The organism is Acinetobacter sp. AC1-2 (assembly GCF_016124155.1).
Classification (GTDB): domain Bacteria; phylum Pseudomonadota; class Gammaproteobacteria; order Pseudomonadales; family Moraxellaceae; genus Acinetobacter; species Acinetobacter calcoaceticus.
In genome coordinates, this window is the sequence record NZ_JABFFO010000002.1 from 94,464 (window position 1) to 119,189 (window position 24,726).

A 24,726-nucleotide genomic window follows, 5' to 3' on the forward strand; every position below is an offset into this window, starting at 1 on the left:
TCACTTTGTTTTCGCTATTTCGCATGTCGCAATGCTTTATCGCTGAAAAGAGAGTTTCACTTAATTTTAGGTTAAGTGATGTTTAGAAGGGGCGCTTGTGCGCTCCTTCTTTGCGTTTAACTTTTAACATTATTTAAAATTTTTGGCCTAGTGTGATGGCTTCTAAGCTTTGTCATTTATCTACCAATCGGTGTAGTCTGAATGCCAAACCTTAGGGGTCTCACTAGAATAAAATTAGGAAAATACAATACATGTCAATGTTTAATATCGTTCGTAAAGAATTCCAATATGGTCAACACACTGTTGTTTTAGAAACAGGTCGTGTTGCACGTCAAGCAAATACAGTTTTAGTTACAATGGGCGGCGTAACTGTTTTAGTTGCAGTAGTTGCTCAACCTAAAGCAAAAGCGGGTCAGGACTTCTTCCCGTTAACAGTTAACTATCAAGAAAAACAATATGCTGCGGGTCGTATCCCAGGTGGTTATGGTAAACGTGAAGGTCGTCAGTCTGAAGCTGAAACTTTAATTTCACGTCTTATTGACCGTCCAATTCGTCCATTGTTCCCAGAAGGTTTCTATAACGAAATCCAAGTGACAGCGACTGTTGTTTCTTCTGATAAGACTATGGATGCTGACATTGCTGCAATGATCGGTGCTTCAGCTGCAATGTCAATTGCAGATGTTCCATTCCGTGGTCCAATTGCAGGCGCACGTGTTGGTTTAATCAACGGCGAATACATTCTTAACCCAACCCACGAACAATTGAAAGAAAGTGATCTTGATCTTGTGGTTGCGGGTACTGAATCTGCGGTACTGATGGTTGAATCTGAAGCGAAAGAACTTTCAGAAGACCAAATGTTAGGTGCCGTACTTTTCGGTCATGACGAAATGCAAATTGCTGTTCAAGCAATTAAAGAATTTGCTGCTGCTGCTGGTGCAGTTGAATCAACTTGGGTTGCTCCAAGCAAAAACGAAGCTCTTCTTGAGCAATTAAAAGCAGCTTTCGAAGCTAAAATTTCTGAAGCATATACGATTGCGGTTAAACAAGATCGTTATGCAGCACTTGATGCACTTTATGCAGAAGCTGTAGCTCAGTTCGTTCCTGAAAATGACGAAACTGGTATTGCTGACGAAGTAAACGAATTATTTGAAGAACTTAAATACCGTACAGTACGTGACAACATCTTGTCAGGTAAACCACGTATTGATGGCCGTGATACTAAAACTGTTCGTGGTATTGACGTTCAAGTTGGCGTATTAGATCGCGCACACGGTTCTGCATTATTTACACGTGGTGAAACTCAAGCGTTGGTAACAACAACTTTGGGTAATACTCGTGATGCACTAATGGTTGATACATTGTCAGGTACTAAAACTGACAATTTCATGTTGCACTACAACTTCCCTGCATACTCTGTAGGTGAAACTGGTCGTGAATCTGGTCCTAAGCGTCGTGAAATTGGTCATGGCCGTTTAGCACGTCGTGGTGTTCAAGCAGTTCTTCCTGCAGCTGACCGCTTCCCGTATGTGATTCGTATTGTATCTGACATTACTGAATCTAACGGTTCATCTTCAATGGCTTCTGTATGTGGTGCGTCATTATCTCTTATGGATGCGGGTGTTCCACTTAAAGCACCAGTTGCTGGTATCGCAATGGGCTTAGTAAAAGAAGGTGAGCGTTTTGCAGTACTTTCTGACATCTTGGGTGATGAAGATCACTTAGGCGACATGGACTTTAAAGTAGCAGGTTCTGAAAACGGTATTACTGCACTTCAAATGGACATCAAGATTGAAGGTATTACTGAAGAAATTATGGAAGTTGCATTAAACCAAGCATTTGCTGGTCGTATGCACATCCTTAACGAAATGAATAAAGTCATTTCACGTGCTCGTCCTGAAATCAGCGCTCATGCACCGACATTTGAAGTCATTAACATCAATCCAGACAAGATCCGTGATGTTATTGGTAAAGGCGGTGCAACGATTCGTGCCATTACTGAAGAAACTAAAGCTGCAATTGATATTGAAGACAATGGTACAGTTCGTGTATTTGGTGAAACTAAAGCTGCTGCTCGTGCTGCGATTGCAAAAATTCAAGCACTTACTGCTGAAGTTGAACCAGGTAAGATCTATGACGGTAAAGTAATCCGTATTGTAGAATTCGGTGCGTTTGTAAACATCATGCCGGGTACTGATGGTCTTCTTCACATTTCGCAAATTTCAAATGAACGTATTGCGAACGTAACTGATGTTCTTAAAGAAGGTCAGGAAGTGAAAGTACAAGTTGCTGATGTTGATAATCGTGGTCGTATTAAATTGACTATGAAAGACATTGAACAAGCATAATTGTTCTAGTCACATGAAAAAGTCCGCTTGATGCGGACTTTTTTTATGGCATGATGCAAGTAATACAAAACAGATCATCGTGGTATGCAGGTTTATTACTTTTATCGCCATCAAGCTGAGGGCTATGTTTTTTTAAGCCGTGAACAGCATAGTGAACATGTTCTAGAGTTTTTCTGGATTGATAGTCTCAGAACGGATGTGGTCAATCATAATGAAGAATGGCAACAAGAGATTCAAAAGCTTTCAGGCGTAGTTATTAATGAGTTTCATATGCGGGATATCTCGAATATTGAACATCCTTGCGCCTTTGACACGCTTGAAGAATATGACTTACTGATTTTTAAAAAGCTAGTTACGCCTGATGATGAAATTAAACATGCTGAATCCCAAGACAGTGTTTTTGGTTTGGCAACTACACCAATTAGCTTTATTTTGACGCCAGATGTGCTGATTAGTGTGCGTGAGCCGGGAAATAAGTCTATTGAAAATTATATTCAACGTCTTGATAACATTTTATGTAGAACTTTAGAAGAGCAAAATAAAACCCGTAAATTACCAAATTCACCAATCGATTTATCGTTACGGCTGCTAAACAGTATGATTGATGGCTATCTTGATATCCGTTCACCATTGACGAGAAGAGTCGAGCATTGGCAACAGCAATTGCTTCAGGGTAATCGTCGTTTTAAACAATGGCATCAATTATTTCATGAGAATATGGCATTTCAGCAAGTGGAAAATCTATGCGAGGAGCAAATTGAAAGCTTGCAAGAGTTTAGAGATGAAATCGTAGAAAATTACCACCATGTGATTGGCAAGCATATCCACAATTCACAAGATATTTTACTGGTACGTTTAAATGATTTGATGAGTCATGTTGAACGTATTCAAAAACATACATTACGATTGCGTAGCGCAATTCAGTCCGCAATTGATCTGCATTTTTCAGCCATTGCGAACCAGACCAATGAAAACATGCGGATTCTTGCAATTATCACCGCCGTTTTTGCGCCTCTTACTCTTTTAACGGGTATTTATGGAATGAATTTTGAGTTTATTCCAGGTCTTAAGTCACCAGTTGGTTTCTGGATTATGCTAGGGGTCATGCTGCTTAGTACGATTTTTCTGTTGTACTATTTTTATCGACAGCATTTGGTGGGGCGAGGTGAACGAAGTGTAATCGATTTATTGGCCCAACAGCACCGTCAAGATCGGATGAATTTATTTTGGTTTTTGGAATATGAACCGATTAAGCAGACTTTGAAGGAAGTGGAGAAGATTACTCGGTTGAAGTAATAGGAATTTTCAAAGATTAGTAAAGTTGATTTGTTAGTACTGCCTCAAATTTAGGGATTAATTTGATACTTATTGTCTAGGCATATCCTTACTTTTGACTGGGCAAAAGTAACAAAACCCCTTCCTTGGACTGATGGTACATCCATGTTACCGCAGTCCAAAAGGCGGCATCCATGCCGCCCATCACGTTAGCTCATACCTGTGTGAAAGATTATTTAGAAGAAAAAATCTTAGTGAAAATGCTTCAACTGTTTTCTAAGTTGTTGTACTTCATCAATCAAATCTAACATCACTGCAACTGCTGCCAAACTTGCGTCAAAGTCACGTTGTAGACGATAAGCTTTACGAGCACGAGAGACATCTTCGCCCATAAACTGATGGGTTTCAGGTGCGGTATTGACCGATAAAATATCATATTCAATTAGTTGAATAATCCAGTCGGGACTTTGACCACAAGCTTGAGCGAATTGTTGTAGATCAAACGTGGATTGTTCATCAACGACCTCAGCACTAAAGGTATGGCCGTCATATACAATTTCTCGATAATGAATGGTTGTCATAATCTTGCTCCCTAATGAGATGAACGAGGTTCGAATGAAGCAAAGGCTTCTGCCAGTTGCTGATAGGCTTGTTTTTCTTTTTCAGAATGTGCAGGTGGAAATACAATATTTAAGATTAAGTATAGATGCCCTGGTGTTTTATTAGGTATCCCTTTGTCTTTTAAACGTAGCTGTTGTCCTTGTTTTGCATTGTGAGGTAAATTAACGTTTAAAGGTCCAGCTGGTGTTTTTACTTCAATACCTTGACCTAACGCTGCTTCCCACGGAGCTACATCTACAGTCAAATATACATCACTGCCTTCGACATGAACGCGGTCTGTATCTTTATACTGGATTTCAATATAGAGATCGCCGTTAGCACCGCCATTGATACCACTTTGTCCTTGTCCACTTAATCGGATTTGCTGACCTTCTTTCATACCTTTTGGTATTTTGACTTGAAGGGTTTTACGTTGAACTTCAGGTTCGCCATAAGCATTCACGGTCGGAATTTGCAGGGTAATTTGTTGCGTTGATCCATGATAGGCAATATCAAGATCGACCTCTATGCTGGCATGTTGATCTTCACCGCGATAACTACGCTGTTGTCTCTGGTGTTGCTGTTGACCACCACCAAATCCTGCACCAAAGCGACCAAATAAATCTTCAAAACCGCTAAAGTCTGCTTGTTCACCACCTGTAAAGCCTTGGCGATAAAACTGTGCTCCATCAAAACCACCTTGCGCAGCACCCTGACCAAAGTTATTAAAACCTTGTGGATGATCTAATAACTGGTCATATTCAGCTTTTTTTTCTGTATTGCTTAACGTGTCGTAGGCAACATTAATTGCCTGCATCTTTTCTTCGGCATCTTTTTCTTTGCTGATGTCAGGATGATATTTACGAGCTAATTTTCGATAAGCTTTCTTAATTTCATCAGCAGAGGCTTTGCGTGTAACCCCTAATTCTTCATAATAATTTTTAGCCATAATGTTTTATCAGGATGGTGTGGTTTATTTCATTATGAAACGATTTTTAGAGTTTTCAATAAGCTAGATTGTATAAGAGTTGTTCTATTAAAAAATAAAATTGAGAGAAAGAGGTATAGATGGATTAGGGCTATACCTCTCATTATTTAGATAAAAGTATTTAGATAAAAGTTTGGTACAAGCCGTAAATAGCAATCAATAGAAGTAATAGGCCGCAAAGCCCTAATATTTTTGGATATAAATGGCTATTAGAAAGACGGCGGAAAAATACATAAACCAGAGATAAAGTTAAGAAGTCTAAAACAATCCATGTCAGGGTGAGTATGGTTAAACTTAGGTTGAGCTGTGGTGTAATAGAAACAAATTGCGGAAAGAAAGCAGAGAAGAAAATAATATCTTTCGGGTTGGATATTCCGACAAAAAAGCCCTTTTTGAAGCCACCATTTTGTGCCGAAACTGTTTGTATCGCTTCAGGGTGAGGTGCCTGAATGACTTCTTTAAGAATAGTGAAACCTAAATATCCAATATATAGACAGCCTAAAATACGGATAATATTGAGATAACTATCGTTAACACTCAGTACTCCCTTTAAAACGAGTACTGAAATAAAAATTAAAATAAGTGAGGCTAAATTTGTACCAAAAATTGTTTCAAGTGCCTTTCTATATCCACCTTTAAGTCCAGCGCTTGCAACTAAAATCATGACAGGGCCGGGGGTAGCAATCATAATAATGACGCTAAAAATAAATAGAAAATAATCAAAATAATTCATGGAATATAAGTATCTTATTTATTGGGCTATAAAGTAATCTTATATTATCTTATTTAAAATAAGATATTGAAAACGATCATCAAAAAATAAGGATAAATAAAAAGGCGGTATATCCGCCTTTTTATAAAGTTTAACGATTAACTCAAATGCTCACCAAATAACGCTAAAGCTTCTTCAGCGGTAAAGGTGTATTGCGTATTACAGAACTGACAGTCCATACGAATAGGGTTCTGTTCTTCTAACGTTTCATGAACAGCATCTACACCAATTTGAATCAACGCATTAGCACAGCGCTCTTTTGAACATGTACAGCCGAATTTGAGTGCTTCAATTTCTGGTAAACGAACCTCTTCTTCATTATATAAACGATATAAGATCTCGGTTGCATCTAAATTGGTGAGCTCTTCAGCTTTTAATGTTTCGGTCAACATGGTCAAGCGTGGCCATAAATCTTCATCAACCAACTTTTGCTCTTCGTCATCATGACGTGGTAAAAGCTGAATGAGTAAACCACCAGAGCGCTTAGCAGTACTCGCTAGCACAATTCGAGTTGGAATTTGTGCAGATAAGTCGTAATACTGCATGAGGCAACCCGCTAAATTTGCCTGATCAAGAGGTACAATGCCTTGGTAACGCTCGCCAAATTCCGGTTCAATATTGATAAATAAAACGGGGTTAACTAAAGCGCCGAGAACTGTACTGCTGTCTGTTGCTTCAATGAAGCGTGGATCGGTTTCATAATCGGCTAAAGCACGAACTTCACCTAAATGATTACATTCAGCCATTGCCCACTTAAAGGTGCCGCTAGCCTGGATTTGCAAGCTGATACGGCCTTTGATTTTTAGTGTACTTGCAAGTAATGCAGTCGCACTCAACATTTCACCTAGCAGAATTTTAACGGCAGGCATATAGTCACGTTGAGCTAAGATAGTTTGTAGTGCTTCTTCTAGATGAACGACTTCCCCACGAACAGGAAAGTTCTCTATATAAAAGCGTTGGCGTAAATCAGACATAATATTCTCCAGGGCCCTAAGCAGATTATAACAATTTCTTTTTAATCAAGCTTAGGGAATGCAGCGAAGCCGCAAGTAGGACAAAGGACAGCTTGGTGTCCATTTTCCAATTATTTAGGCAATGTGAATAAGTCCTTAATATAGCCATTCTTCGAAATCTCAAGTTATTCTAGATGATCTCGTGTAATGTCGATGCGATTTGGCTGTAAATGACGCTTTAAATTCACATCGTGTTTTGAAGTGGCCTGTTGTTGTGCATCACTTTCAAACAAATGCTCAAGTTCGGCTAAAGCATTACGATGCGTTTCAAAGATCTTTTGTTCATCAGTATAAATACTTTGCTGTTGTATGAGCAATTTCTCATCATAATCCCGAAAGATTTCGATATTGTTATAGGCTTGCTCATCAGAGATACCGAGTTCTCGTAAGGCCCGATAAGCCATTCCTAATGAAGATAAATACGTCTCACGCCAAATATATTCAACACCTAAATCTCTTAAAAGATGTACATGATGGCGATCACGAGCGCGAGCCAATAACTTTAAGTTTGGATAATTTAATCTGAGATGACGTGCCACATTCATAGAATCTTCGACATCATCAATCGCTAGAATAAATACTTTGGCTTTTTCAATGCCCGCAGAGCGTAGTAAATCTGGTTGGGTCACATCACCATAATAAAGTGATCCACCATATCGTCTGACAAAGTCGACTTGATGAAGATTGTTATCAATTGCGGTAAACCCTAGATGTTGCAGGCGGGCAATACGCGCAATAATTTGCCCAAACCGACCAAAACCAGCAATGATAATCGGGTTTTCTTGCTGAGGAATTTCATCATACTCAGGCGGGCGTTCTTTATTAAAAAGCGGAATGACCTTGTATGCCATAAACCAGTAAATCACTGGTGTGAGTACCATCGACAAAGTCACAATAAGAGTCACAGGTTCTAATAAAGCTTGAGTTAAAATCTTTTCACTTTTAGCTAAGCTTAAAATGACGAAAGCAAATTCACCGCCTTGAGCTAAACAAGTTCCTAATAGTAGGCTGTTATTCCAACTGTATTTTTTATAGCGTGCAATGGCGGTCAATATCAGCGTTTTGATCACCAGTAAGCCGATTGCTCCACCAATAATAAGCCACGGCATTTCAATCAATAGTGACAGTTGAGTAGTCATACCCACGGTCATAAAGAATAAGCCAAGCAGTAGGCCTTTAAACGGTGCAATACTGGCTTCAACTTCGTGACGAAATTCGGAATCTGCTAATAATACGCCTGTGAGGAAAGCACCTAATGTCGTGCTAATACCTAACGTATCCATCAGCAAAACGACTGCAAGAATAATAAATAATCCTACCGCCGTAATGAGTTCAGTTGCTCCACTTTTGGCAACAAAACGGAAAAATGGACGCATCACATAACGACTAAATAGAAATAGACCAGTGAATGTTGCGATAATAGCCGCAAAATAAGCCACACCATGATGGGTTGACTCTGTTCCTGCGAGTAATGGAATAATTGCAAGTAGTGGAATCGCAGCAATATCTTGGAATAGCAAAATTGAAAAAGACTGCTGACCATAGGTTGTGTTGAGTTGCTGTTTTTCAGTCAAAAGCTGTAATACAAACGCTGTAGAAGACAGTGCCAGCGCAAAACCAATCACAAAGCTGACAGCAAGTTGCTGTTGAAATAGGAAGAGTACGATCAGCATAAGAACGCCACCGCTAATAAGAACTTGCAGACTTCCCATTACAAAAATAGAGTCACGCATTTCCCACAAACGCTGTGGCCTTAATTCTAAGCCAATCAGGAACATTAATAGAATGACACCGAATTCGGCAAGTTCCATAATTGCTTCAGGGTCATGAGCAATATTTAAAACACTAGGACCCAGAAGTATTCCTGTAAATAAATAACCTAAAACTGTTGCAATCCCTAGGCGTTTGCCAAGAGGGACTAAAATCAGAGAAGCTCCAAGAAAGATAGTTGCTTGCAGTAGGAATGACATCCATTGCCTCGAATGTATTAGTCTCTTTTAAGTGTAAAACGAAAAAGACGTCTTCACACCATGATATTCAAATCATCTAATTAAATTCTTGCGGATCAACATCAATTGATAGCCTGAGTTGATGCTGTCTTGGGGCATGAACCAATTGAGACCACCATTGTCTTAAGTAAAAATGTAGACGAGCGCGGTCGGCAGATAAAATCACCATGTGTGCACGATAGCGCCCCGCTTTACGTTCCATCGGTGCTGGAATAGGTCCCCAAATATCAACAATCTCACCTGCAACTTGGCGAAGTTGCTCAGCAGCTTCATTTAAAAAATGCAAGGTATAGTCTCGATCTTTCGACTCTGCACGTATGAGTACTGCATAGCGATAAGGCGGTAGCAAAGCAACTTTACGTTCAGCCAATGTTTGTTTGGCAACCGCGCGATAATCCTTTTCAATTAAAGTGGTGAGTAAAGGATGATCGGGTCTTAATGTTTGCAAATAAACATGGCCTTTATGTTCACCACGGCCTGCACGGCCGGCTACTTGTACAATTAACTGTGCAGTACGTTCTGGCGCACGGATGTCTACGCTGAGTAACCCTGCATCAATATCTAAAATGGCAACCAAAGTCACATGTGGGAAATGGTGACCTTTTGCCAACATTTGCGTACCGAGCAAAATTGTTGGCTTGTTTTGATGAATGCGATCATAGATTTTTTGCCAGCTTCCGACACGACTGGTACTGTCACGATCAACCCGAATCACGTCATGCTCTGGAAATAATTCTTGTAAATGTTCTTCGACCTTAGCTGTTCCTGCGCCTAGTGTTTTTAAGCTCTTTTGCTGACACTCAGGACAATGATCTGGTAAGCGATGAATGGTTCCACAGTGGTGGCAATGTAAATAAGAATAAGGCTGGGTATGCAAAGTAAAATGTGCATCACAATGTGGACAATTGGCTTGCCATCCACAGCTCTCACAGACCAGTACAGGTGCATAACCACGACGGTTTAAAAAGATTAAAACCTGTTCTTTTCTCGCTAAAGTATGTTTGATTTGTTCAATAAGAGGCTGGCTAATTCCATGCTGTTTTTTGACAATTTTAAGATCGATCAAATGCATTTTGGGCAAAAGTGCATGTCCAGCACGTTTGTTGAGTTGCAGTGAAGTTAACTTGCCAGTTTCGACCAAATAATAACTATCAATACTTGGTGTTGCCGAACCTAAAATCACTGGGCAGCTTTGTAAGTGTCCTCGGTATAGTGCGACATCACGTGCATGGTAACGGAAGCCTTCTTGCTGTTTATAAGACAGGTCATGTTCTTCATCTAAAATGATTAAGCCCAAACGTGGCAGCGGTGTATAGATCGCTGAGCGTGTCCCTAAAATAATAGATGCTTTTCCGGTCTGTGCCTGCTGCCATGCTTGTAACCGTTTGGAATCGTTAAGGCCAGAGTGCAATAAAGCAATATCACAATTAAAACGAGACTTAAAACGAGAAATGGTTTGAGGAGTTAAACCAATTTCAGGCACCAAAACCAGTACTTGTTTACCTTGCTTTAGCACCTCGTGCATGATGTGTAAATAAACTTCAGTTTTACCGCTACCCGTTAAGCCATCTAGCAAAAATGCTTGGTATTGATGCTGTGCTTTAATAACCTGTTGAGTTGCTTGCTTTTGGTCTTCATTTAGCGTGAGCGGCATTTGTGCCAATTGAACAGGTGTAGGGCTAAAGTCGTGTGGTTCAAGCGTACATTCAACCAAACCTTTCTTTTCTAGCGCTTTAAGTGTTGCAGTTTCTACGCCACTTAAATTGAGAATGTTCTCTGTTGTTCCAGAGGGATGTAACTTTAAAATCTGATAAGCATCTTGTTGCTTCACTGAGCGTTTAAGCAGTGCCTCAACATTGTCGCATGGAGTAATTTTCCAGAGATGGAACAAAACGTCCATCGGTTTGCCCTGACGCAGTATAGCCGGAAGGGCGGTTTGCATGACCTCGCCAACTGGAAATTGGTAATATTGTGCAGACCATGTCAATAAACTTAAAACTTGTTCATCTAAAATAGGTTGTTCATCTAAAAGTTCAGAAATGGCTTTAAGCTGAAATTTGCCTGTAAATGGCTCATGTGGATTCACTTTTTCAGTGATGATACCAATCAGGTTTTGTCGCCCAAATGAAATAGCGACGCGTGAGCCTACTTGAGCCCGTTCATATTGTGCTTCGGTGAGTGTATAGTCAAAAGTGTCGTACAGATGCACAGGTACGGCAACACGCACACGATAAACAACTGAATCAGGCTTTGGCGTTATGGTCATAGAGGCTCATTTCGTCAATTTTAAAAAACGGCATAGCGTCGTGAAGAGGACTTGGGTATTCTACACAGGCTATAGAATGAATATGAATGATTGCGTAGCATAGATGCAACAGCAGCGACTATTATTTTTGGAAAATTAGAACATTACCATGCCTGCATATCAATTTACTGCCATTGATGCTTCAGGGAAGCAGCAAAAAGGAGTGCTTGAGGGAGACTCAGCACGCCAGATTCGCCAACAATTACGCGATAAAGCATGGACACCAATTAGCGTTGACCCTGTTGAACAAAAAGATAAACATCAGAGTCAGGGGTTATTTCAAAAAAAGTTCAGTGCCTATGATTTGGCACTCATGACCAGACAACTTTCTGTTTTGGTTGCAGCCGCAATTCCTTTAGAAGAAGCTTTACGTGCGGTGAGCAAGCAAAGTGAAAAAGCGCATGTGCAAAATCTTTTATCGTCTGTTCGTTCGCGAGTCATGGAAGGACACTCATTGGCTCAAGGTATGCAGCAATCTGGACGTTTTCCAGATCTCTATATTGCAACAGTTGCTGCTGGTGAGCGTTCGGGGCATTTAGATCTGATTTTAGATCAGCTCTCGGATTACACCGAAAACCGTTTTGCCATGCAAAAGAAAGTTCAGGGCGCCATGATTTATCCGATCATTTTAATGCTGATGTCATTTGCTATTGTCATGGGTTTAATGACTTTTGTTGTGCCAGAAATTGTTAAAACCTTTGATCAGAACAAAGATGCACTGCCGTGGATTACGGTCGCTTTAATGAAAGCGAGCGATTTTATTCGCCATGCGTGGGTGTTTATTATTATTTTTGCAGTTGTGGGAATTGTCGCATTTGTACGGTTTCTAAAAACAACAGCTGGGCATTATGCTTTTGATCGATTAACACTCAAATTGCCATTATTCGGTAAACTGTCACGTGGTATTAATTCTGCACGATTTGCCAGTACCTTATCTATTTTGACCCGTTCAGGCGTGCCGTTGGTCGATGCCTTAAAAATTGGTGCAGCCGTCACCAATAACTGGGTCATACGCGATTCAATTGCCCATGCGGCTGAGCGTGTTACAGAAGGTGGTAACTTGGGTACGCAGCTTGAGCGCAGTGGTTATTTCCCACCAATGATGGTACAAATGATTCGAAGTGGTGAGGCATCAGGTGAGCTCGACCGGATGTTAGAACGAGCATCGACCATGCAAGACCGTGAGGTTACAACATTTATTTCAACCTTACTGGCATTACTTGAACCGCTTATGCTGGTTTTAATGGCAAGCATTGTACTGGTTATTGTAATCGCGGTTATGCTGCCAATCGTAAATATGAACAATATGATTTAATAACTTTGATATTAGAGATAATGATGAAAGTAAAAAATATTCAAAGCGAAACAGCGATGGAACAACACAGTGAATCTGCGGTTTCAAATCAGTTTGAGCCAACGTGCCATTCCGAGCATAGCTCTTTATTAAATGACTGCTCCTCAAGCGTAGCTTTCGGACTTGCGGCTCGTTCGAACGGTGTTCGAATGAAACGTGCCTCAGGCTTTACCCTCATTGAAGTTATGGTTGTGATTGTAATTTTAGGCGTGTTAGCAGCGCTAATCGTACCAAATGTCATGGGGCGTAGTGAAAAAGCAAAAATTGATACCACTCAAATTACATTAAAAGGTGTAGCTGGTGCTTTAGATCAGTACAAGCTCGATAACGGTCATTTCCCAACAATGCAAGAAGGTGGACTAGATGCTTTAGTGAATCAGCCTGCTACAGCAAAAAATTGGATGCCGGGTGGATATGTTAAAGGTGGTTATCCTAAAGATAGTTGGAAAAATGATGTTCAATATGTAATTCCAGGTGCAGATAGCCGAGCTTTTGATTTGTACTCGTTTGGTGCAGACGGCAAAGAGGGCGGTGAAGGTAATGATGCAGATATTTATTACCAACCTTAATTGAAAATATAATGGAGATTATCAATTCGTTTAAAAAGATAAACTGATAAATACGAATTGATAATCTTTCTTAATCACGAAAATATAGTAAGTTTTTGAAAAATATAAAATAAAGTTAATAGTTATATTTAAGACTTATAATAAGAATTATTCCCATATTTAATAGTTACAAGAAAGTTAAAATGTAGAGAAAAATAAGCTATATATTTAAATAAAAGCTTTGCATAATAAATAAAAAGCACTTTATTACATTAAAAGGAGAGATTAAATGAAAGCATTTCTCATAGTAGATGAACTGACTCAGTTTCATTGGGTAATGCTGAAGTCTGTCCTATTGATTTTGGGTTTATTGCCGATTGCCGAAGTTTTTTTAAAGCTATGGCTTAATACCGAAGGAAGTAGCCAAATTATGATTGGTTTCTTTGCATTAAGTATTGTGAGTGCATGGTTAATGGTGAGCTTCTTTACTGCATTAAAAGCGAGTGTCTGGCAAGCTAAACAAATATCCACTAAATATGAGCAATTGCTTTTTAAAGCCTATCGTTATGTACCAATGGTCTTTTTATCGAGTTTAGTTGCTTATTTATCTTTGCAATTATCGATCGCTTTTTAATAATATTTTAAAACCAAATTTTTAGATAAAACGTAGACTGAATATCTACGTTTTATTTTTTTTAATTTAAGCAGGCTGTTGTACTAGCATTGCTGTAATTTTACGCACAACAGGCAATATAAAAAGTAGCGTTGGGAAAGCAATTAACCAAGAAATAGCCCATGCAGACATCCATACATAAATGGAAAATTCTTCTAATCCCAAACTTCGTAATGTACTAATCATCGAAACCACAAACGTCATAATGATCGATAGAAGAAAGGGTAAAACGATAGATGTATAGCGATTTGGAAGTTTTTTAAAACTAAACAAAGATTTTGAGTTTTGCATTTTGACTCCGTAAACCAACAAACGCCAGTGCCATTCAAAAATATAAAAATATTTTGAACAAATAGCTCCAAGCATTGTTGGAGGTATGTTGGCACGTTGATTGACGTAAACGTTTACGGCTTTTTGATGAGCAGATTTAATTTAGCACGAATTTTGAAAACTGGAAATAAAAAGAGGGTGTTTCTTTATTTGTACATATTATATGCTTCAAATCAGATGTTTAAGAACATGAGAAAAAGTAAATGGAACAAATCGAGTGGAATGATTTTTTTAAAGTAGAGCTTCGCGTGGGTAAAATTATTCAAGCTGAAGTTTTCGAAAAGGCACGTAACCCTGCTTATATTTTGCATGTAGATTTTGGTGAAGAGTTAGGGGTACGTAAATCGAGTGCGCAGATTACTAAACTCTATCAGCCACAAGATTTAGTTGGTAAGTTGGTGGTTGCTGTAGTGAATTTCCCTAAAAAACAAATTGGTCCTATTCAGTCAGAATGTTTGGTGACAGGATTTCATAATGCAGATGGTGATGTAGCACTTTGTATCCCAGAGTTTGAAGTGCCTCTGGGTACAAAGTTATTGTAAGTTAGCGGCGGGATTTAAAAGAAACGTCAACTTTACGTGGACGATAAACCCAACCTAACACCAGCAGTAATACTGCAAATCCTAAAATTGGATAATCACCTAAACGGTTATAAAGAGTTTGACCTTGCATGGCTGGTAAATCACCTCTCAAGACAAACTCTTTATCGATCGGTGCTTGTTCAGTGATATGACCATTTTGATCAATAAAGGCAGTTACACCCGTATTGGTTGCACGGATAAACCAGCGGCCATTTTCTTTAGCTCGCATTTGTACCATTTGTAAATGTTGCAATGGTCCAGCAGTGCCAGTAAACCAAGCGTCATTAGATACAGTCACTAAGAAGTCGCTATCTTCCGCATTACGTCGGGTAAGGTTTGGATAAGCCACTTCATAACAAATCGCAGCGGCAAGCGCGTGCCCTTTAATCATAAGTGGTTTTTGGTCCCTCTCGCCACGTGTAAAACCGCTCATGCTAATATCATTTTGCATGGCTGGTAATACCCAAGAGAGTAGACCTGAAAGAGGGATGTATTCACCAAACGGAACAAGACGCTGCTTTTTATATAGACCACTGGAATCGCTTCCAGAAGCCATAATACTGTTGTAATACAGTGGGCTACCAACTTCATGTGATTTGGTAACATCCCAGTAAGGAATTCCGGTTACCCATGCAGTGTGGTTCTTTTTAGCTTGTGCATCCATTGCATCCAAAAATGGTTCAATGTCAGTTTGGAAGAGTGGAATTGAAGATTCAGGCCATACAATGAGATCACGGCCCCATTCAGATTGAGTCAAACCAGCATAAATTTCTAATGTTCTAACTTGATATTCGGTTAGCCATTTTAAATCTTGTGGGATGTTACCTTGAATGAGTGAAACACTAAGCGGCTTGGCAGCTTTAGGTTTTACAAACTGTATATATGATGCTCCCCACGCGCCTAAAACCAATAAGGCAGAAGGGATAACCCAGAAAATACGCTTACGTAGAACTTCAACTAAAGCACAGGCTAATACAATGACGACGAAGGAAATTGCATAAATACCGAATAGAGGCGCATAACCATCGAGTAAACGTTCGGTAAAAGCATAACCCACAAACAACCATGGAAAACCTGTAAATACCCAAGTTTTTGCCCACTCGAAAACAATCCAGAGTGGTGCGAAAGTCAGTGGTGTTTCAGGGAAGAAACGTCGGTAAACCCAAGTCTGGAATGCGGTAAACAGGCCCATCACAAGGGCCATAATGGCAATCATACAAACGCTTAGAAACGCATTGGTATCGCCATATACATGGATGGACGTGTAGAGCCAGAAAGCTCCCACAAACCATAAACCAAAGCCATAACTCCAGCCAATAGCAAAAGCTTGTTTGGCTGAGCGTTTATGTAATGATGCATAGAGTAGGGCAGGAGATAATATTGCCAACCACCACCAATAATAAGGTGCCAGTGAAAAACTGAATACGGCACCTGAAAATAAAGCAATGAGTAAAGGAAAAATTAAAGGAAGCTGTTTTTGTTGTTGCGAAGAATCTAACAGCTTTTCAAAGTATGCTCTCATTGACGTACAGCTCGAATCAGATGAATAGTGCGGGCATCTGCTTCAACAATTGTAAATAACCAATTTCCAAGCTCAACAGTTTGACCTTGTAAATCACTTACCAGACCAATCTCTTGAAGCAATAAACCGCCGACAGTTTCTACTTCATCGTCAGAAAAATCAGCATCTAAAACAGTATTGAAATGTTCGATTGGTGTAAGTGCTTGCACCATCCATGCATTTGCTACTGTATGGTCATTGTCAGGGACAATGTACTGAGCATCTTCATCAGCAGTGTCATGTTCATCTTCGATTTCGCCAACGATCTCTTCAAGAATATCTTCAAGCGTAACAAGACCAGCCGTTGAACCATATTCATCAATTACAATCGCAATGTGAGTCTGAGTATGTTTCAACATGCGTAGTACCTGATCGGAACGCGCACTTTCTGGAACAAATAAAGGCTGACGCATAAGAACTCGAATATCGACTTTGGTATTCGGTTCAGTTAGAAATGGCAACAAATCTTTTGCGAGCAAAATCCCGACAACATTATCAGGCTGATCAGAAGAGAAGACTGGAAAGCGTGAGTGAGCAGACTCGACCAGTACATCAAGAATATCAAGTAACTGATCATCTTCTTGCAAACTGATCATTGCTGTTCGTGGTGTCATGACTTCACGAATTTTTGTAGCAGGAAGGTCAAGAACACCTTCAAGCATGGCAACAGTATCTGGTTCTAAAAAGCGGCGTGAATTTTGGACTAATTTTAATAATTCATCACGGGTTTCTGGTGCTGTACCTAACCATTTACGTAAGCCTCGCATTCCCCACGATGGACTTGGTTCCTCTTGCATGATCTTTCCTAAAGACTCAATCTATCAAATGAATACTTTGAATCATACCGAAGAAAAGATGCATATGCATCTATAAAACCAGCTAAAAGACAAAACGCATATTGTTATGTAAAAGCCAGTTACAGTTAACAGGTCAGTAATTTGTTTATGCTAAAATGTGAAAATTCTATTTGTTCGAGTTTGTTATGTCGGAACAATCCATTTCACCTACTGTCCAAATTAATACACGTGGTTTACGTTGTCCTGAACCTGTCATGATGTTGCATCAAGCCATCCGCAAATCTAAATCTGGTGATGTGGTTGAAGTCTTCGCAACAGACAACTCGACCTCGTGGGATATTCCTAAATTTTGTATGCATTTAGGCCATGAGTTGCTTTTGCAAGAAGAGCGCTTAGATGAAAATGGTCATAAAGAATTTCATTACTTAGTGAAGAAAGGGTAATAGAATAATAAGGCTTCTAATAAAAACTATTAGAAGCCATTAATAATTCAAAATTAATTTGAAATGATAATTTTTTACAAATAAGAATCATTATATAATCTATAAAATGATGTATATCAATGACGCATAAAAATGAATGAATATTTTGTGAAACGAAGCTTATTTATTTTTCTTTGGTTTTTCTGCATTGCTGGTTTATTACATATAGAGACCTCTTGGTTATCTGAAACTCTTGCCACCATTATTTTAGTTACTATTATTATTTTTGGCTCAATTCTGTTGGGTTATAGAAATACACATTTTGCTCCTGAACCAAAAATAAAGATGAGTCTGATTTTGCATACAAGTTTTATGGGGCTTATGTTAGTTATTGATTTATTGTTTGGTAAATCGGATTGGTACTTCGATTTAGCTCGAAACTTTGGTTTTCTTGGCCTATTTTTGTTAGGCACATTTATTTTTTATAAAAAGAATCTTAATTTAAACGTAGCAAAAATACCGCCTTTTCAATAAGCGAATTCCAATAAGAAGCCCCGAATAATCGGGGCTTCTTTGTATTACATGTTCGGGTATGAGACACGGCTAGCAAAGCAACGCTTTGCCGTGTCGCAAGGAATTACATATTAGGGTAATTCGGACCACCACCACCTTCTGGGGTTACCCATGTGATGTTTTGAGATGGGTCTTTAATGTCACAGGTCTTACAGTGAACACAGTTCGCTGCGTTAATCTGGAAGCGTTTAGAACCATCATTATCTTCCATGATTTCGTAAACACCAGCTGGGCAGTAGCGCTGAGCAGGCTCATCCCATTTCGGTAAGTTCACATTCACTGGAATTGAAGGATCAGTCAGCTTCAAGTGAGCTGGCTGGTTTTCTTCATGAACAGTGTTTGAAATAAACACAGAAGATAAGCGGTCAAAAGTCAACTTGCCATCTGGTTTTGGATAGTTTGGCTTGAAGCTGGTTGCATCAACCGTTTTCAATGCAGCGAAGTCTTGCTTTAAGTCATGCAACGTAAATGGCACTTTAAAGACATTCTGGTCGATAAAGTTAAATGCACCACCAATCCACTGACCAAACTTGTGCATTGCTGGACCAAAGTTACGAGAGTTGTAAAGCTCTTCTTTTAACCAGCTGTTGTTAAATTTATCAGTGTATGAAGTTAATTCTTTAGTGAATAAATCTTCGCCTTCAGTAACACGTGCGATGGCAAGATCTCCGCCTTTTTCTACACCGGCAGCAATGGCTTCAAATACAGCTTCACCACATAACATGCCTGATTTCATGGCAGTGTGTGAGCCTTTGATTTTTGCAAAGTTTAAGAAACCTGCATCATCACCAATTAAGCAGCCGCCCGGGAAAGTCAATTTAGGCAATGAGTTGAAACCGCCTTTCACTACAGCACGTGCGCCGTAAGAAATACGCTTACCACCTTCTAAATACTGTTTAATCAGTGGGTGAGTTTTCCAGCGCTGCATTTCCATAAATGGATACATATGTGGATTTTCATAAGACAAGTCCACAATCATACCCAAAGTTACTTGGTTATTTTCAGCGTGGTATAACCACCAGCCACCAGAAGAAGCTGTTTCAGCCAATGGCCAGCCTGCACCGTGCATGACTAAGCCCGGTTTATGTTTTGCAGGGTCGATTTCCCAAAGCTCTTTAATCCCGATACCGTAGTGCTGAGGATCAACATTTTTATCGAGGTTATATTTAGCAATCAGGCGCTTACCTAAGTGACCACGGCAACCTTCAGCAAAGAGGGTGTATTTAGCGTGAAGTTCATAGCCTGGTGTAAAGTTATGCGTTGGTTCGCCATCTTTACCAATACCCATGTCACCAGTTTGAATACCTTTTACAGTACCGTCTTCGTGGTAAAGCACTTCAGATGCAGCAAAGCCAGGGAAGATAGATACTTCTAATTCTTCAGCTTTTTGGCCTAACCAGCGAACCACGTTACCTAAAGAGATAACATAGTTGCCATCGTTATGCATGGTTTTAGGAACCATCCAGTGAGGCACTTCTTTAGATGTTGTTTCTGAAAGCAAGAAGAAAGTCTTGTCTTCAGTTACAGGTACGTTTAAAGGCGCACCTTCTTCCTTCCAGTTCGGGAAAAGTTCGTTGATGGCACGTGGCTCAAGCACAGCACCAGACAAGATATGCGCACCTACTTCAGAGCCTTTTTCAACTACACAAACAGAAAGATCGGGTAAGTTATTTTCAATCGCTAATTGACGGATCTTAATCGCAGCAGATAGACCTGCAGGTCCTGCACCTACGATGACAACGTCAAACTCCATCGATTCACGTTCGATGTGTTCCATGTAGGACTCCTCAATACTTAAAGGTGGCAACCGTCATATTCAGAAATTCGGTGCTGCCGTGAGTGTTTTAATCCATAGGCGCAAATATGCTATTGTGCCTTTTATCGTTTTGGCTAGTATAGTTTTAAACCATGATCTAGCCAATTGGCTGAGTCGTCATATTTTTTCGTCAGCAAGGCATAAACTATGGTAAATCAAAATAATTCCCCATCGGATATGGGAAAAATACCGTTATCTGATGATAAAAACTTAATGAACATTGCACAATACTTAAAAGGTGTACAGCAAAGTCACAAAAGGTCAATTCCACCTTTAGAGCAGTGGCATCCAAAGCATTGCGGCAAAATGGATTTGACGGTTAAAGCCAATGGAGAATGGTGGCACGAAGGTCAATTGATTAAGCGCCAAGCCCTATTAGATCTATTTACCAAAGTCCTATGGAAAGAAGAGGGTAAATTCTACCTGAAAACCCCCGTAGAACAAATTGAAATTGAGGTCGAAGATGAACCTTTATTAGTCAATCAGGTAGATCAGGTTGAAATTTCAGGTGATCAGTTTTTACAACTGACCACGACTAATCAAGATGTGATTTTGGTCGATGCTGAACATCCAATTTTTATGCGTGAATATGACGGGGAACTACGTCCTTATGTGCATGTGCGTTTTGGAATTAACGCCCTTATTCAACGTCAGTCTTTTTATCATTTAGTGAACTATGGAACACTCATCGAAAATGATAATGGTGAAACCATTTTAGAGTTAAAAAGTGGTAATTTGCTCTTGCAATTAGGCACTTGAGGTTTAAGCTTTAGGAAGTGAAAATTTCCGACACTTCAGTACAGCCATGACAGCCATACAACCTCTATTTACCGATCTAGAACCTATGCCTAACGCATCAGCAGATGCTCCAATTGGTATTTTTGATTCGGGAATTGGGGGAATGTCAGTTGCAGCAGAAATTGCCAGATATTTGCCAAACGAACGTATTGTGTATTATGCCGATACTGCCTACGTTCCTTATGGCCCACGTTCCGATGACGAAATTAGGGAACTCACGGCGCGTGCTGTTGACTGGTTATACCGTCAGGGTTGCAAAATTGCGGTTGTAGCATGCAATACCGCCTCAGCATTTAGTCTTGACCATTTACGCGAGCATTATGGTGAACACTTCCCAATTGTTGGGTTAGTTCCAGCATTAAAACCTGCCGTATTGCAAACACGCTCTAAAGTGGTTGCCGTGTTGGCGACACCTGCTACTTTTCGAGGACAACTCATTAAAGATGTTGTTGAAAAGTTTGCTGTTCCAGCAGGTGTTAAAGTGATGACTTTAACCAACCTCGAACTTGTTCCTTGTGTGGAAACAGGGCAGCAAATGGGAGAGGCATGTTTAAACGCATTAAAAGAGGTTTTACAGCCTGCCGCTGAGCAAGGTGCAGACTATTTAGTGCTCGGTTGTACTCATTATCCTTTCTTAAATGAAGCAATTCATCATCTTTTTGATAACCAATTCACACTGGTCGATTCGGGATTAGCAGTAGCCCGACAAACAGCCCGTATTTTAATAAAAAATGCGTTATTATGTGACCAAATAGGTCAGAATGTTGCACGTATTGAATGTTATGTCAGTGGAAATAATGCTGAGGCACTGCAACCTGTTTTACAACATATGATTCCACAAGAGTTAACTTGGACACTTCATAATCTGAACTAGTTTTTTTGCATCGTTTAGAAAGTAGTGTTTTTTAGATTTATTATTTTATTTGGGGCGGTTCATGATCTTGGCTGATATTAAGTCAAGTACAGGTCATGGAGCGAAAGGGTATTGTTATGCTCGATACACGCTATCAGATTTTTATTTCAACGTCTGGCCGCGATATGCAGTCAGAGCGAATGGTTTTGTCTCAAACTTTGGTGGGGATGGGTTTCTTTGCTTGGGGATTAGAGCATCGAACACCTTTAACCACTACACTTGCACGTCGACAGATTGATGAATGTGATTATGTAATCCTACTTTTAGGCAGCCAGTATGGAGAACAAGCGATTTCTGGTGTGAGTTATCTGTCTTTAGAATATGAATATGCGTTAAGTCAGGCGAAACCTATTATTGTTTTCATGCATGAACAGCCAGAAAACCGTGAAATAGATTTACAAGAAATCCATCCACAACTTAAAGATAAATTTCTCGCATTTAGAAAAAAATTATTACACGAAGCAGAGCATATTTTTTACTTTAAAACCCCACGTGAACTGGAGTTGGCTGTCCGTTTAAATATCCCTTTAATGGTTGAGCAATATGGGGGACAAGGCTGGGTTCCTGCACATCAAGCTCATCAGTTAGAAGACGAAATTAAGCTATTAAGAAGTAAAATTTTACAGTTAGAACAGCGACTAACCGAGCCATCTACACAGTTAAACGAAGTTGCACCACAAGATATTTTTGCATTTGAATATCAGATTCAAGCATTTCAGGATGGCAACTTTAAAGAGCTTAAACGACAGAGGCAAATGACGTGGTCTCAATTGTTAAGCGTGCTGGCAAAGCGTTTTGAAACAGCGGTGCCAGAAGAGAATTTTGGAATTTGTCTGAATGAATATTTAAATCAGGCTGGCTTAGAGGATGCTCGTCAGGAATTACCTCGTGCGCATGCGGTTGCCTGTGCGCAGATTAATCATAAGGCACTGTTCCAAATTAAAAATCAAATGCAATCCCAAGGCTGGATTGTTCCAACTCAAACTGAACAATCATATGGCTTATGGAAACTAACTACTAAAGCTCAAAAGATATTGCTGAGCTATAAATGGAATCATCGGGGCGTTCGATTAAAAGCTTAGAGCGATTCAATTTATATATGACAATGAAAACTGTTACATTAGTGTCATAAGATGAACTGAAAGGCATTTACACATGTCGTTTGAACAAAAACCGAAAGTTACTGTCATTTTAGCGAATTTAGGCACACCAGATGAGGCGACTGTGCCTGCGGTGCGCCGTTTTTTAAAACAGTTTTTATCTGATTCACGCGTGATTGAAATACCGAAACTGATCTGGTGGATAATTTTAAATCTGTTTGTTTTGCCTTTTCGCCCGAAAAGAGTGGCGCATGCGTATGCTTCGGTATGGTCCGCAGATTCGCCAATGCGTGAAATTGTGTTTGAGCAAACTCAACGTGTGCAGGCTTATTTAGAGCGTGAAAATAAACAGTTTGATTTAACTGTTTTACCTGCAATGACTTATGGAAATCCGGGGATTGATGCAGTTTTAGAAAAACTAGCAACTAATCCGCAAGAGCATGTCATTTTATTGCCTTTGTTTCCTCAGTATTCCGCAACATCTACAGCGCCGTTATACGACGCGTTTGCCAATTGGATTCCTAAACAGCGGAATTTGCCCGGGCTGACGATTATTAAAGACTATTATCAGCATCCAATGTTTATTCAGGCATTGGCAGAAAGCGTTTTAGCTTACCAAGAGCAGCATGGCAAACCTGAAAAACTATTGATGTCATTTCATGGAATTCCACAGCCATATGCAGACAAAGGTGACCCTTATGCAGACCGTTGTCGCATCACAGCAAAGCTGGTGGCCGAAGTCTTACATTTAAATGATGATGAATGGGCAATTAGCTTCCAGTCGCGTTTTGGAAAACAAGAATGGGTGAAACCTTATACCGACCAGCTGCTACAAGATTGGGTGCAGCAAGGTGTTAAGTCTGTTCAGGTGTTAAGTCCAGCTTTTTCTGCCGATTGTCTAGAAACGCTTGAAGAATTAGCGATTCAAAATGCTGAACTATTTCAACAAGCAGGCGGTGGAAGCTATGCTTATATTCCGGCTTTAAATAGCGATCAGGCTCATATTGATTTGCTTGCAGGTTTAGTTCAGGCTAATCTTGATGCCCTTACTTATACCTTAGCCCACCGTTAATTGTGTTTTAGCCAGAGGTTTTTATGCTGCAAGTCAAAATTGTTCCAGTTACTGCATTTGCTCAAAATTGTTCCCTTGTTTGGGACAGTGAAACGAAAGAAGCAGTTTTGATTGATGCTGGTGGTGACGCTGCTGTTTTGAAAAAAGAAGTAGAAGCCTTAGGTTTAAAAGTGAAGGCCCTGTGGCTGACTCATGGGCATTTAGACCATGCAGGAGCGGTGGGTGAGCTTGCTAAAGAATGGAGCGTTCCTGTTATTGGTCCACATAAAGAAGATCAATTCTGGTTAGACATGATTCAGGAAGTTTCAGCACGGTATGGTTTCCCAATTCCGCAGCCTGTTAAAGTCGATCAATGGCTTGAGGGTGGCGAAGTGCTAAAACTTGGTGAAGATGAGTTTGAGGTGCGCTTTGCACCAGGGCATACACCAGGACATGTTGTTTTCTATAATAAAAATCATGGCTTACTTTGGACAGGCGATGTTCTGTTTAAAGGTTCGATTGGACGAACAGACTTCCCGCGTGGCAATCATGATCAGTTAATTGAATCGATTAAACGTGAATGTTTTAGTTTGCCAGATGATACTCAGTTTATTTCTGGACATGGTCCGATGAGTACCATTGGCTATGAAAAACAATTTAACCCGTTTGTCGCTGGTAAAGCAGGTTAATCCTCATAATCATCTTCATTTTGACTACCCTTGTTTTGCTGAGGAGCATCTTGGGTAGGCAATTTATATTCATCGTTTGCCCAAGCGCCTAAATCAATTAATTTACAGCGTTCTGAGCAAAACGGACGAAACTCATTACCTTCCCAAACACTTGGTCCACCACAACGTGGGCAGGGAAATGTACGTGGCATATAGCGATATCCTCAAAGTGAA

Annotated in this window: 24 protein-coding genes; 13 read left to right on the plus strand and 11 right to left on the minus strand. The window is 39.9% G+C overall.

From position 1 onward, the window contains the following. The first annotated feature begins 257 nt into the window (after nucleotides 1-257). Together pnp and HL290_RS10630 are read left to right on the plus strand one after the other, a co-directional pair. Nucleotides 258-2,345, plus strand: coding sequence for a polyribonucleotide nucleotidyltransferase (gene pnp, locus HL290_RS10625; RefSeq protein ID WP_198496563.1), 2,088 nt, complete (start codon nucleotides 258-260; stop codon nucleotides 2,343-2,345). Nucleotides 2,346-2,429: 84 nt separating this feature from the next. Beyond that, entirely contained in the window at nucleotides 2,430-3,641 is a 1,212-nt protein-coding gene (locus tag HL290_RS10630; protein WP_198496454.1) for a magnesium transporter CorA family protein, read from the plus strand. A 230-nt stretch (nucleotides 3,642-3,871) separates the two neighbouring features. Here HL290_RS10630 and HL290_RS10635 read toward each other — a convergent pair whose 3' ends face one another. From HL290_RS10635 to HL290_RS10660, 6 genes are all read right to left on the minus strand, one after another. Next, nucleotides 3,872-4,201, minus strand: coding sequence for a chaperone modulator CbpM (locus HL290_RS10635; protein ID WP_045436891.1), 330 nt, complete (start codon nucleotides 4,199-4,201; stop codon nucleotides 3,872-3,874). Between the two features lie 11 nt (nucleotides 4,202-4,212). Next, nucleotides 4,213-5,169 carry a DnaJ C-terminal domain-containing protein gene (locus tag HL290_RS10640; protein ID WP_198496455.1) on the minus strand — a complete coding sequence of 319 codons (957 nt, stop codon included), beginning with the start codon at nucleotides 5,167-5,169 and terminating at the stop codon, nucleotides 4,213-4,215. Between the two features lie 160 nt (nucleotides 5,170-5,329). Beyond that, a complete protein-coding gene (locus HL290_RS10645; protein WP_045436893.1) occupies nucleotides 5,330-5,941 on the minus strand; it encodes a LysE family translocator in 612 nt (203 codons plus the stop codon). A 137-nt stretch (nucleotides 5,942-6,078) separates the two neighbouring features. Beyond that, on the minus strand, nucleotides 6,079-6,954 hold the full coding sequence (hslO, locus tag HL290_RS10650) for an Hsp33 family molecular chaperone HslO (protein WP_004640903.1): 876 nt from the start codon (nucleotides 6,952-6,954) through the stop codon (nucleotides 6,079-6,081). 164 nt (nucleotides 6,955-7,118) lie between these two features. Then, nucleotides 7,119-8,963 (minus strand): monovalent cation:proton antiporter-2 (CPA2) family protein, encoded by a 1,845-nt coding sequence (locus HL290_RS10655; protein WP_198496456.1) that lies wholly within the window; start codon nucleotides 8,961-8,963, stop codon nucleotides 7,119-7,121. A gap of 76 nt (nucleotides 8,964-9,039) precedes the next feature. Then, entirely contained in the window at nucleotides 9,040-11,268 is a 2,229-nt protein-coding gene (locus HL290_RS10660) for a primosomal protein N' (protein ID WP_017391354.1), read from the minus strand. 148 nt (nucleotides 11,269-11,416) lie between these two features. On the opposite strand from HL290_RS10660, the gene gspF reads away from it, so the two are divergent. The 3 genes from gspF (at nucleotide 11,417) to HL290_RS10675 (ending at nucleotide 13,843) form a co-directional block, all read left to right on the plus strand. Then, nucleotides 11,417-12,622: a type II secretion system inner membrane protein GspF gene (gene gspF, locus HL290_RS10665; protein WP_005045048.1), complete on the plus strand. Its 1,206-nt coding sequence runs from the start codon at nucleotides 11,417-11,419 to the stop codon at nucleotides 12,620-12,622. Between the two features lie 23 nt (nucleotides 12,623-12,645). Next, a complete protein-coding gene (gene gspG / locus HL290_RS10670) occupies nucleotides 12,646-13,230 on the plus strand; it encodes a type II secretion system major pseudopilin GspG (RefSeq protein ID WP_198496564.1) in 585 nt (194 codons plus the stop codon). A gap of 268 nt (nucleotides 13,231-13,498) precedes the next feature. Beyond that, nucleotides 13,499-13,843, plus strand: a complete 345-nt coding sequence (locus HL290_RS10675) for a hypothetical protein (protein ID WP_003654643.1) — start codon at nucleotides 13,499-13,501, stop codon at nucleotides 13,841-13,843. A gap of 66 nt (nucleotides 13,844-13,909) precedes the next feature. Here HL290_RS10675 and HL290_RS10680 read toward each other — a convergent pair whose 3' ends face one another. Next, nucleotides 13,910-14,173, minus strand: coding sequence for a DUF2798 domain-containing protein (locus tag HL290_RS10680; RefSeq protein ID WP_198496457.1), 264 nt, complete (start codon nucleotides 14,171-14,173; stop codon nucleotides 13,910-13,912). 242 nt (nucleotides 14,174-14,415) lie between these two features. Between HL290_RS10680 and HL290_RS10685 the strand changes: the two genes are divergently transcribed. Beyond that, entirely contained in the window at nucleotides 14,416-14,754 is a 339-nt protein-coding gene (locus tag HL290_RS10685; RefSeq protein WP_198496458.1) for a tRNA-binding protein, read from the plus strand. Between the two features lies 1 nt (nucleotide 14,755). Here HL290_RS10685 and lnt read toward each other — a convergent pair whose 3' ends face one another. Both lnt and HL290_RS10695 read right to left on the minus strand, forming a co-directional pair. Further along, nucleotides 14,756-16,315, minus strand: coding sequence for an apolipoprotein N-acyltransferase (lnt, locus tag HL290_RS10690; RefSeq protein WP_198496459.1), 1,560 nt, complete (start codon nucleotides 16,313-16,315; stop codon nucleotides 14,756-14,758). Continuing rightward, nucleotides 16,312-17,151 (minus strand): HlyC/CorC family transporter, encoded by an 840-nt coding sequence (locus tag HL290_RS10695; protein ID WP_004794939.1) that lies wholly within the window; start codon nucleotides 17,149-17,151, stop codon nucleotides 16,312-16,314. Before HL290_RS10695 ends, lnt begins: the two co-directional genes overlap by 4 nt. Before the next feature lie 185 nt (nucleotides 17,152-17,336). Here HL290_RS10695 and tusA point away from each other — a divergent pair, with 185 nt between their 5' ends. Both tusA and HL290_RS10705 read left to right on the plus strand, forming a co-directional pair. After that, nucleotides 17,337-17,594 (plus strand): sulfurtransferase TusA, encoded by a 258-nt coding sequence (gene tusA, locus HL290_RS10700; protein WP_005037115.1) that lies wholly within the window; start codon nucleotides 17,337-17,339, stop codon nucleotides 17,592-17,594. A 132-nt stretch (nucleotides 17,595-17,726) separates the two neighbouring features. Continuing rightward, complete coding sequence (locus tag HL290_RS10705; protein ID WP_198496460.1) at nucleotides 17,727-18,107, plus strand: hypothetical protein; 381 nt, start codon at nucleotides 17,727-17,729, stop codon at nucleotides 18,105-18,107. Nucleotides 18,108-18,210: 103 nt separating this feature from the next. Here HL290_RS10705 and HL290_RS10710 read toward each other — a convergent pair whose 3' ends face one another. Next, nucleotides 18,211-19,923 carry an electron transfer flavoprotein-ubiquinone oxidoreductase gene (locus tag HL290_RS10710; RefSeq protein ID WP_198496461.1) on the minus strand — a complete coding sequence of 571 codons (1,713 nt, stop codon included), beginning with the start codon at nucleotides 19,921-19,923 and terminating at the stop codon, nucleotides 18,211-18,213. Between the two features lie 186 nt (nucleotides 19,924-20,109). On the opposite strand from HL290_RS10710, the gene HL290_RS10715 reads away from it, so the two are divergent. The 5 genes from HL290_RS10715 (at nucleotide 20,110) to HL290_RS10735 (ending at nucleotide 24,513) form a co-directional block, all read left to right on the plus strand. After that, nucleotides 20,110-20,721: a DUF1285 domain-containing protein gene (locus tag HL290_RS10715; protein ID WP_132070979.1), complete on the plus strand. Its 612-nt coding sequence runs from the start codon at nucleotides 20,110-20,112 to the stop codon at nucleotides 20,719-20,721. A gap of 46 nt (nucleotides 20,722-20,767) precedes the next feature. Next, the gene (gene murI, locus HL290_RS10720) at nucleotides 20,768-21,634 is read left to right on the plus strand and encodes a glutamate racemase (protein WP_017391348.1); all 867 of its coding nucleotides are present in this window, start codon (nucleotides 20,768-20,770) and stop codon (nucleotides 21,632-21,634) included. A gap of 116 nt (nucleotides 21,635-21,750) precedes the next feature. Then, entirely contained in the window at nucleotides 21,751-22,755 is a 1,005-nt protein-coding gene (locus HL290_RS10725; protein ID WP_198496462.1) for a DUF4062 domain-containing protein, read from the plus strand. Nucleotides 22,756-22,828: 73 nt separating this feature from the next. After that, nucleotides 22,829-23,845, plus strand: a complete 1,017-nt coding sequence (gene hemH / locus HL290_RS10730; protein ID WP_198496463.1) for a ferrochelatase — start codon at nucleotides 22,829-22,831, stop codon at nucleotides 23,843-23,845. A gap of 23 nt (nucleotides 23,846-23,868) precedes the next feature. Next, nucleotides 23,869-24,513, plus strand: a complete 645-nt coding sequence (locus HL290_RS10735) for an MBL fold metallo-hydrolase (RefSeq protein WP_005045031.1) — start codon at nucleotides 23,869-23,871, stop codon at nucleotides 24,511-24,513. Here HL290_RS10735 and HL290_RS10740 read toward each other — a convergent pair. Continuing rightward, a complete protein-coding gene (locus HL290_RS10740) occupies nucleotides 24,510-24,704 on the minus strand; it encodes a DNA gyrase inhibitor YacG (protein ID WP_003654666.1) in 195 nt (64 codons plus the stop codon). The two genes, HL290_RS10735 and HL290_RS10740, sit on opposite strands and share 4 nt — an antisense overlap. Nucleotides 24,705-24,726: the final 22 nt, after the last annotated feature.

Coding starts and splice junctions, on each gene's coding strand:
- lnt (WP_198496459.1), bottom strand. CDS start 16,315: ATGAGAGCATACTTTGAAAAGCTGTTAGATTCTTCGCAACAACAAAAA.
- HL290_RS10715 (WP_132070979.1), top strand. CDS start 20,110: ATGGTAAATCAAAATAATTCCCCATCGGATATGGGAAAAATACCGTTA.
- HL290_RS10685 (WP_198496458.1), top strand. CDS start 14,416: ATGGAACAAATCGAGTGGAATGATTTTTTTAAAGTAGAGCTTCGCGTG.
- HL290_RS10660 (WP_017391354.1), bottom strand. CDS start 11,268: ATGACCATAACGCCAAAGCCTGATTCAGTTGTTTATCGTGTGCGTGTT.
- HL290_RS10725 (WP_198496462.1), top strand. CDS start 21,751: ATGCTCGATACACGCTATCAGATTTTTATTTCAACGTCTGGCCGCGAT.
- HL290_RS10645 (WP_045436893.1), bottom strand. CDS start 5,941: ATGAATTATTTTGATTATTTTCTATTTATTTTTAGCGTCATTATTATG.
- HL290_RS10630 (WP_198496454.1), top strand. CDS start 2,430: ATGCAGGTTTATTACTTTTATCGCCATCAAGCTGAGGGCTATGTTTTT.
- HL290_RS10695 (WP_004794939.1), bottom strand. CDS start 17,151: ATGCAAGAGGAACCAAGTCCATCGTGGGGAATGCGAGGCTTACGTAAA.
- HL290_RS10705 (WP_198496460.1), top strand. CDS start 17,727: ATGAATGAATATTTTGTGAAACGAAGCTTATTTATTTTTCTTTGGTTT.
- HL290_RS10675 (WP_003654643.1), top strand. CDS start 13,499: ATGAAAGCATTTCTCATAGTAGATGAACTGACTCAGTTTCATTGGGTA.
- tusA (WP_005037115.1), top strand. CDS start 17,337: ATGTCGGAACAATCCATTTCACCTACTGTCCAAATTAATACACGTGGT.
- hslO (WP_004640903.1), bottom strand. CDS start 6,954: ATGTCTGATTTACGCCAACGCTTTTATATAGAGAACTTTCCTGTTCGT.
- HL290_RS10710 (WP_198496461.1), bottom strand. CDS start 19,923: ATGGAACACATCGAACGTGAATCGATGGAGTTTGACGTTGTCATCGTA.
- murI (WP_017391348.1), top strand. CDS start 20,768: ATGACAGCCATACAACCTCTATTTACCGATCTAGAACCTATGCCTAAC.
- HL290_RS10655 (WP_198496456.1), bottom strand. CDS start 8,963: ATGTCATTCCTACTGCAAGCAACTATCTTTCTTGGAGCTTCTCTGATT.
- HL290_RS10680 (WP_198496457.1), bottom strand. CDS start 14,173: ATGCAAAACTCAAAATCTTTGTTTAGTTTTAAAAAACTTCCAAATCGC.
- HL290_RS10640 (WP_198496455.1), bottom strand. CDS start 5,169: ATGGCTAAAAATTATTATGAAGAATTAGGGGTTACACGCAAAGCCTCT.
- hemH (WP_198496463.1), top strand. CDS start 22,829: ATGTCGTTTGAACAAAAACCGAAAGTTACTGTCATTTTAGCGAATTTA.
- HL290_RS10735 (WP_005045031.1), top strand. CDS start 23,869: ATGCTGCAAGTCAAAATTGTTCCAGTTACTGCATTTGCTCAAAATTGT.
- gspF (WP_005045048.1), top strand. CDS start 11,417: ATGCCTGCATATCAATTTACTGCCATTGATGCTTCAGGGAAGCAGCAA.
- pnp (WP_198496563.1), top strand. CDS start 258: ATGTTTAATATCGTTCGTAAAGAATTCCAATATGGTCAACACACTGTT.
- HL290_RS10740 (WP_003654666.1), bottom strand. CDS start 24,704: ATGCCACGTACATTTCCCTGCCCACGTTGTGGTGGACCAAGTGTTTGG.
- gspG (WP_198496564.1), top strand. CDS start 12,646: ATGAAAGTAAAAAATATTCAAAGCGAAACAGCGATGGAACAACACAGT.
- HL290_RS10635 (WP_045436891.1), bottom strand. CDS start 4,201: ATGACAACCATTCATTATCGAGAAATTGTATATGACGGCCATACCTTT.